Origin of the sequence: Thermoleptolyngbya sp. M55_K2018_002 (assembly GCF_015295965.1) — a bacterium.
Lineage (GTDB): Bacteria > Cyanobacteriota > Cyanobacteriia > Elainellales > Elainellaceae > Thermoleptolyngbya > Thermoleptolyngbya sichuanensis.
This window is the reverse complement of record NZ_DVEA01000442.1, coordinates 1-6,307: the sequence shown is the minus strand read 5'-3', so window position 1 is coordinate 6,307 and position 6,307 is coordinate 1. Positions and strand designations below refer to the sequence as shown.

The 6,307-nt window shown below is 56.0% G+C and carries 6 protein-coding genes and 1 pseudogene; 3 read left to right on the top strand and 4 right to left on the bottom strand.

Annotation, left to right across the window (positions count from 1 at the left end; translation table 11 throughout):
• Window positions 1-224: 224 nt before the first annotated feature.
• Both purE and IGS51_RS22185 read right to left on the bottom strand, forming a co-directional pair.
• Complete coding sequence (gene purE, locus IGS51_RS22190; protein ID WP_297081079.1) at window positions 225-773, bottom strand: 5-(carboxyamino)imidazole ribonucleotide mutase; 549 nt, start codon at window positions 771-773, stop codon at window positions 225-227.
• Window positions 774-813: 40 nt separating this feature from the next.
• Window positions 814-1,125 carry a hypothetical protein gene (locus IGS51_RS22185; protein ID WP_297081077.1) on the bottom strand — a complete coding sequence of 104 codons (312 nt, stop codon included), beginning with the start codon at window positions 1,123-1,125 and terminating at the stop codon, window positions 814-816.
• Between the two features lie 289 nt (window positions 1,126-1,414).
• Between IGS51_RS22185 and aroC the strand changes: the two genes are divergently transcribed.
• Together aroC and IGS51_RS22175 are read left to right on the top strand one after the other, a co-directional pair.
• Window positions 1,415-2,503, top strand: a complete 1,089-nt coding sequence (gene aroC, locus IGS51_RS22180; protein ID WP_297081075.1) for a chorismate synthase — start codon at window positions 1,415-1,417, stop codon at window positions 2,501-2,503.
• Window positions 2,504-2,512: 9 nt separating this feature from the next.
• Entirely contained in the window at window positions 2,513-2,947 is a 435-nt protein-coding gene (locus IGS51_RS22175) for an NUDIX hydrolase (protein ID WP_297081073.1), read from the top strand.
• On the opposite strand, the gene IGS51_RS22170 is transcribed toward IGS51_RS22175, so the two are convergent.
• Complete coding sequence (locus IGS51_RS22170) at window positions 2,883-3,461, bottom strand: hypothetical protein (protein WP_297081071.1); 579 nt, start codon at window positions 3,459-3,461, stop codon at window positions 2,883-2,885. The two genes, IGS51_RS22175 and IGS51_RS22170, sit on opposite strands and share 65 nt — an antisense overlap.
• Window positions 3,462-3,645: 184 nt before the next feature.
• Entirely contained in the window at window positions 3,646-5,502 is a 1,857-nt protein-coding gene (locus tag IGS51_RS22165) for an alpha-amylase family glycosyl hydrolase (RefSeq protein ID WP_297081069.1), read from the bottom strand.
• A 266-nt stretch (window positions 5,503-5,768) separates the two neighbouring features.
• On the opposite strand from IGS51_RS22165, the pseudogene IGS51_RS22160 reads away from it, so the two are divergent.
• Window positions 5,769-6,307, top strand: a pseudogene (locus tag IGS51_RS22160) (alpha-amylase); the annotation flags it as partial.

Sequence of the window (6,307 nt, the reverse complement as noted above, 5' to 3'; positions counted from 1 at the left end):
CCCTTCTCCCCGCTTGGGAGAAGGGGTTGGGGGATGAGGGCAGTAAGTTTGCTGTTTCAAGTATGTCAGTGCCTTACTAAAAGGAGGAACCGGATTCGGAAGTCCCCCTTATCAAGGGGGATTTAAGGGGATCTCACATGGGCATCAAACAAGGAACCGGATTCGGAAGTCCCCCTTATTAAGGGGGATTTAGGGGGATCTCATATAGACTGCTAGACTGCAAACTACGACATTTGCTGGAGATACGCCTGATATCCTACCGCATCGAGCTTCGACTGTTTCTCTAGCACCCTATCGCGCAGGCTTTGGCGATAGCGCTGTACCTGGGCCAGCAGGTCGGGCTGTTGGCAGGCGAGAATCTGCACGGCGAGGAGTCCGGCGTTTTGAGCGTTGCCGATCGCCACCGTGGCCACCGGGATTCCGGCGGGCATTTGCACAATGGAATAGAGCGAGTCCAGTCCTTGCAGATGGCGGCTGGGCACGGGAACGCCAATCACAGGCAATGGCGTGAGGGCGGCCACCATTCCCGGCAAATGTGCCGCGCCGCCTGCACCCGCGATGATGACCTTTAGCCCGCGCTCGTGGGCGGTCTGGGCATAGTCCACCATGCGCTCTGGGGTGCGGTGGGCGGAGACGATCGCCACTTCGCAGGCAACCTGGAACTGGTCGCAAATGGCGATCGCCCCCTGCATGGTGGGTAAGTCAGAGTCGCTGCCCATAATAATGCCCACCGCAGGCGAGGCGGCGGGCGATGGCGTGGATGGTTGTGTCATGTCAAGCAGAAAATGGATTCAACGAGAAACGCAGAGCGCCTTACTCATCGTCCATTAGACCAAAGATCACGGCGCAAAAGGCGAACGCCACCACCAGCGGCATCGGCGACTGGAAGTATACGCCCAGACCTGCCGAAATTACGGCTCCCGCCCAGGCCGCACTCAGCCACAGTCGCTCCTGGGGGCTAAAGCCCTTTTCCGCCTTGATAGACAGCAGCGCCTCTGTGGGAATGGGCAGGGGCATCACGGCGTGGGGCGGAAACGCCCAATATTCTCGACGCTCCTGAAACAGATCCGTCCAACCGTTTTGGAGGCACCATTCTTGAATCCATTCAGTACAGTACTTATTCATAGCCACGGTGGATCGATCGACAAAAGAGGTTAAAAAAGTAAAGATTCCGAAGAATGCTCAGTAGCATCAATCGTTCGGAACCCAAAGCAGCACTGAAACCTAGAGGAAACCTAGAAAAAGCTTGATGGCAAAGCTTGACTGCTTGCTATGTTTGTAGACTAGCAGAGCGGAGTAAATGCCCGGTTGACAAGACATCAAATGTTACTTAACAACCAGTTAGAATAGAAGGCTGCTGGGTCGCAAACAGCGCCAACTCAAGCGGTTCAACGGATTTTCACCGGGTTGCAATATGGGTAGTACCTTTGGGCATTTGTTTAGAATTACAACATTTGGCGAGTCGCATGGCGGCGGCGTGGGCGTGGTGATTGACGGCTGCCCACCCCGTGTAGAGGTTTCTGAAGCCGACATTCAAACAGAGCTAGACCGCCGCCGCCCCGGCCAGAGCCACATCGTCACGCCGCGCAAGGAAGAAGACCGCTGCGAGATTCTATCGGGCGTGATGGACGGCAAGACGCTGGGCACGCCGATCGCCCTCTTGGTGAGAAACAAGGACGCGCGATCGCAGGACTATGACGAAATGGCGGTGAAATATCGCCCGTCCCACGCCGACGCGACCTATGACGCGAAATACGGCATCCGCAACTGGCGCGGCGGCGGGCGTTCCTCTGCGCGGGAGACGATTGGGCGCGTGGCGGCAGGGGCGATCGCCAAGAAAATCCTGCATCAGGTCGCAGGGCTTGAAATCATCGGCTACGTCAAGCGCATCAAAGACCTAGAAGGCGCAGTTGATCCCAACACCGTCACGATGGAGCAGGTGGAAAGCAACATTGTCCGCTGCCCCGATCATGAATGCGCCGAGCGGATGATCGAGCTAATTGAGCAAACCGGGCGATCGGGCGACTCCATCGGCGGCGTGGTGGAATGTGTGGCCCGCGCCGTGCCCAAAGGATTAGGCGAACCCGTGTTCGACAAGCTCGAAGCCGACCTGGCCAAAGCCGTAATGTCTCTTCCCGCCAGCAAAGGCTTTGAAATCGGCTCTGGCTTCGCGGGAACGCTGCTAACTGGCTTTCAGCACAACGACGAATTCTACATCGACGACCAAGGCGAAATTCGCACCGTCACCAACCGCTCCGGCGGCATCCAGGGCGGCATCTCCAACGGCGAAAACATCATCCTGCGCGTAGCATTCAAACCCACTGCCACTATCCGCAAAGAGCAGCGCACCGTGACCAGCGACGGCGAAGAAACCGTCCTCGCTGCCAAAGGTCGCCATGATCCCTGTGTGCTGCCCCGCGCCGTGCCAATGGTCGAGGCGATGGTCGCCCTTGTCCTCTGCGATCACCTGCTGCGCCATCATGGGCAGTGCGAGTTGTTCTAGGAGTGGAGAATGAAAGGGCAGATTCGACCCATTGTGCTGTGCTTGTTTCGACATCAAGACCGCATCCTCGTTTCCCGCGACTATGATTCCGTCAAGCAGTCCGACTATTATCGACCGCTGGGCGGCGGCATCGAATTTGGCGAAACCAGCCACGACGCGCTGATCCGCGAGATGCGCGAAGAACTGGGCGCAGAAATTGAGCAGTTGACCTGGCTGGGCACGCTAGAGAATCTCTTCACGCTGGAGGGCGAGCTGGGTCATGAAATTGTGCTGATCTATGATGCCCAATTTTGCGATCGCACGCTCTACAGCCAGCCGCATCTCTCTGGTTCCGAAGGGGACAAGCCCCTGCTGGCCGAGTGGAAATCTTTATCCGAGTTCAGCGATGCAGAGCTGCGACTGGTTCCCGATGGACTGAAGGACTTTGTATGGGGACATTCGTAATCTGCAAGGATTCTGATTCTCTGAACAGGAAATAGGGATAGTCCTGCTCGTTCGTAAACACATAGGCCGCGACTGCGTTTGGGTCATCAATCACGCCTGCTTCCAGCTTTGAAGCGGCGTAAATGTTGGCATAGTGAAGCGCCTGTTTTATAACCTGGTGTCGCCGGACTCGGACTTTTTCCTGCTGGGCTTTTTTATTGCCGCCACAACCTGTCCGATTTAAGCACTTGACCTCTACCACCGCAAATCGCCCTGCGCCATCGGTAAACACCAGATCGCCCCGCCCCTTATGCCCTCGGCCGGGTTCGACTTCCCACTCGTTTTCCACAACGTAGGGATAGTCAGGCAGGAGGCGATCGCTATTCAAAACCAGCGTTCGTTTTAGCTCATACTCTCCGTTTTGATCCCAATCGCACCCTTCAAAATAGCTGCGAAGAACGCGATCGCGGTGTTCGATTTCTTGCTGATTCATACTCTCGCTCAGTGCTTTGAACTCACCTGCCAAAAGCTTCATGATTGCTCAAGGCAACTTCGCCAGCATCGAGGTGCGGAAGCTACCCCATTTTGAGGGGGATGAGCGAACTTGCAAAATCGGCAGAGGCAGGGAGTGGAGACGCTACGCCACATTTACGCCACATTTACGCCACATGAGCGCCACATGAGCGCCATTTCCCGACTCATCAGGCATCGGCCCCAACCTAAGCCAAGATCATCATGCCTGCGGGCGGCAAGCTGACATAAACCACCCGTCGGTCTTGATAATGCTCCACGGTGACGGTTTCATCCGTCGGCGGGTTCTGGAGTTGCTCGTCGCTCCAATCGCTGTTATACAGCACCGTCATGGTTGAGCCGTTGGGATGCAGCGAGCGATCAATCGTCACATACGCGCCTCGCCCTTCTGTGCCGTGGGTGTTCAGCACCATCAGCACTTCTGCATTGAACTGAATTTGTGACCAGGCGGCCAGTTCTCCCGCACCGGGATAGGAAAAGGGACGATCCATAAACGAGGTTTCGCGGGGATAGTGTTGCCCCCGGCGCAGGGCGCGGCCGATGCGATCGGGACGCTGGCGCACACGGGCGATCGCCGCAATTCGCAAATAGGTCGGATGCTGTGGGTTAAAAAAGTGGCATCCCTCCGTGCCAAACGCGCCAAACTTGCCGCCAAACATACACTCGCGGATATAGCGGTCGATATAGGCGTGCTGCGGCTCGATGCCATAGTCGTGGTCACTTTCGGAGCCATCGAGCGCCTGCTCTGTGCCGTAGTAAATCGACGGCACTCCCGGCATGGTCAGCATCACCCCAACCGCATGGGCCGCCTGGTGATAGCGGGTGGGAAGGTCGCTACCTGCCGCAAACCGCTGCTTTGTTGGCCGCGAACACATATCGTGGTCGTCCAGCACCGAGACGTGATACGTCCCCAACTGGCGGATGCTGCCCGAAAGCTGCGCTTCGTCATATAGCCCGAAATAGGCTCCAGGATGGCCCAGCCCCTTCACCAGTGCCATCAGGTTATTTGGCGCGGCGGCAATATCCAGCACCGAGTCCAGATTGCGCCCAAAGATGTCGCGATAGCCCTGCACCAGGTTTTCATCCGTCAGTTCCCCCGCCAGCAAGAAGTTTTCCTTGCCAATGGCCTGGGCATAGCCGTGGATCTCGCTGCAAAATCGGCGCGAGGAGGCAGGCGAAACGTGCTTGACGGCATCGACTCGAAAGCCGTCGCAGTCCGTCAGCGCAATCCAGTATTGATAGACCTTGGCCAGCGCCGACAGCGTTTCCTTATTTTCCAAGTTGAAATCGCGCAGTTCAAAAAAGTCGCCCTGACGAAACTCCACGTAGGGATTGAGCGGGTCTTCCCACGGCGACACTTCCCACTGGCTAATCATGCCTGCCCGGTTGTACCAGTCTGGGTTTTGAAATTCTTCGGGAAACACCCCATCCTCCAGGGTGAGGGGCTGGGGAATGCTGCGGCTGTCGTGCGATCGCCACCCGTGAATTTCGTAGGGCGGCGAAAAGCGATAGGGCATTGTTTCTGCCGGAGAACCCTCCGGGCCGCGATAGTACCAATTGCTGCCGCTGTGGTTGTAGATAATATCCAGAACCACGTACATGCCGCGATCATGCGCCGCATCGACCAGATCCCGCAGGTCTTGTCGCGTGCCAAAGCGCGGATCGACCTCCAAAAAATTCTGAATCCCGTAGCCGTGATAGGTTTCGCTATCGATCCGCTGCTTCCAGGGGGGATTGAGCCAGAGCGTAGTCACCCCCAGAGTTTGCAAATAGTCCAGCTTGCTGAGAATGCCCTTCAGCGTGCCGCCATTAAACCGATTGCCTGCGGCCATCCAGGCGGCCTTGCTTTCGGCGCGAAACTGCTCTGGCCGGTGGCGATCGAACATCGGCCGCTCTCCCTCGCGACCGTCGCTGAAGCGGTCTGGCAACAGTTGGTAGAGAAACTGGTCGCGCCAGGATAGAGGACTGGGAAATACGCGGCCGCGAGGATTCAGATCCGCATCTGCCAGCCGCCGGGGAGCCTGCGGTTCAATAACAGTCAGCATTATTTTTAGATTTCTAACGTTGATGAGGAGCAATGTGGCCAGATCATAGTTGGCGCGATCGAAAACCCTTGGTCAAGGGGAATACGTCAGGGGGCGATCGCCCTTCTCGCCGTCCCGATTCCTGACACGCCATTCCTGACACGCTATTCCTTTTGATTTATTTCTAAGGTTCTATTTCTAACGCCCTATTTCTAATGCCAGATGTGCCCAATCTTGGCATCGCCAATAATGAAATCGCTAGTTCAAGCTTTCCCGACGAAAAAACTATGGCAAGTCCTATTGAATTCAGTTTGTTTGCGCCCTACAACGAAGCCGCATCGCTCGTCGGCTCCTTTTCAGACTGGGATGAAATCCCCATGAAAAAGGGCAAAGACGGCTTCTTTCGAGTCAGTGTTGACTTAGAAGATGGCGTTTATAACTATAAATTTCGGGTTCAAAGTAAGTCCTGGTTTTTTGAACCGAACCAGTGGGTCGATGTGACCGATCCCTACGCCACCGACGTAGATGGCAAATCATCTGAAGAAAATGCGATCGCCCGTATCAAAGAGGGCAAACGAATTGTTGATACCTACGTTTGGCAATATGACGACACGCCGCTGCCTGCCGATCACGAGCTGGTGATTTACGAAATGCATGTGGCGGACTTTTCGGGGGGTGAAGACGACCCCCACGCTCGCGGGCAATACAAGCATGTCATCGAAAAACTGGATTATTTGTGTGACTTGGGCATCAACGCCATTGAGCTAATGCCTGTGAAGGAATATCCCGGCGACTATAGCTGGGGCTACAACCCGCGCCACTTTTT

Coding starts and splice junctions, on each gene's coding strand:
- purE (WP_297081079.1), bottom strand. CDS start 773: ATGACACAACCATCCACGCCATCGCCCGCCGCCTCGCCTGCGGTGGGC.
- IGS51_RS22185 (WP_297081077.1), bottom strand. CDS start 1,125: ATGAATAAGTACTGTACTGAATGGATTCAAGAATGGTGCCTCCAAAAC.
- aroC (WP_297081075.1), top strand. CDS start 1,415: ATGGGTAGTACCTTTGGGCATTTGTTTAGAATTACAACATTTGGCGAG.
- IGS51_RS22175 (WP_297081073.1), top strand. CDS start 2,513: ATGAAAGGGCAGATTCGACCCATTGTGCTGTGCTTGTTTCGACATCAA.
- IGS51_RS22170 (WP_297081071.1), bottom strand. CDS start 3,461: ATGAAGCTTTTGGCAGGTGAGTTCAAAGCACTGAGCGAGAGTATGAAT.
- IGS51_RS22165 (WP_297081069.1), bottom strand. CDS start 5,502: ATGCTGACTGTTATTGAACCGCAGGCTCCCCGGCGGCTGGCAGATGCG.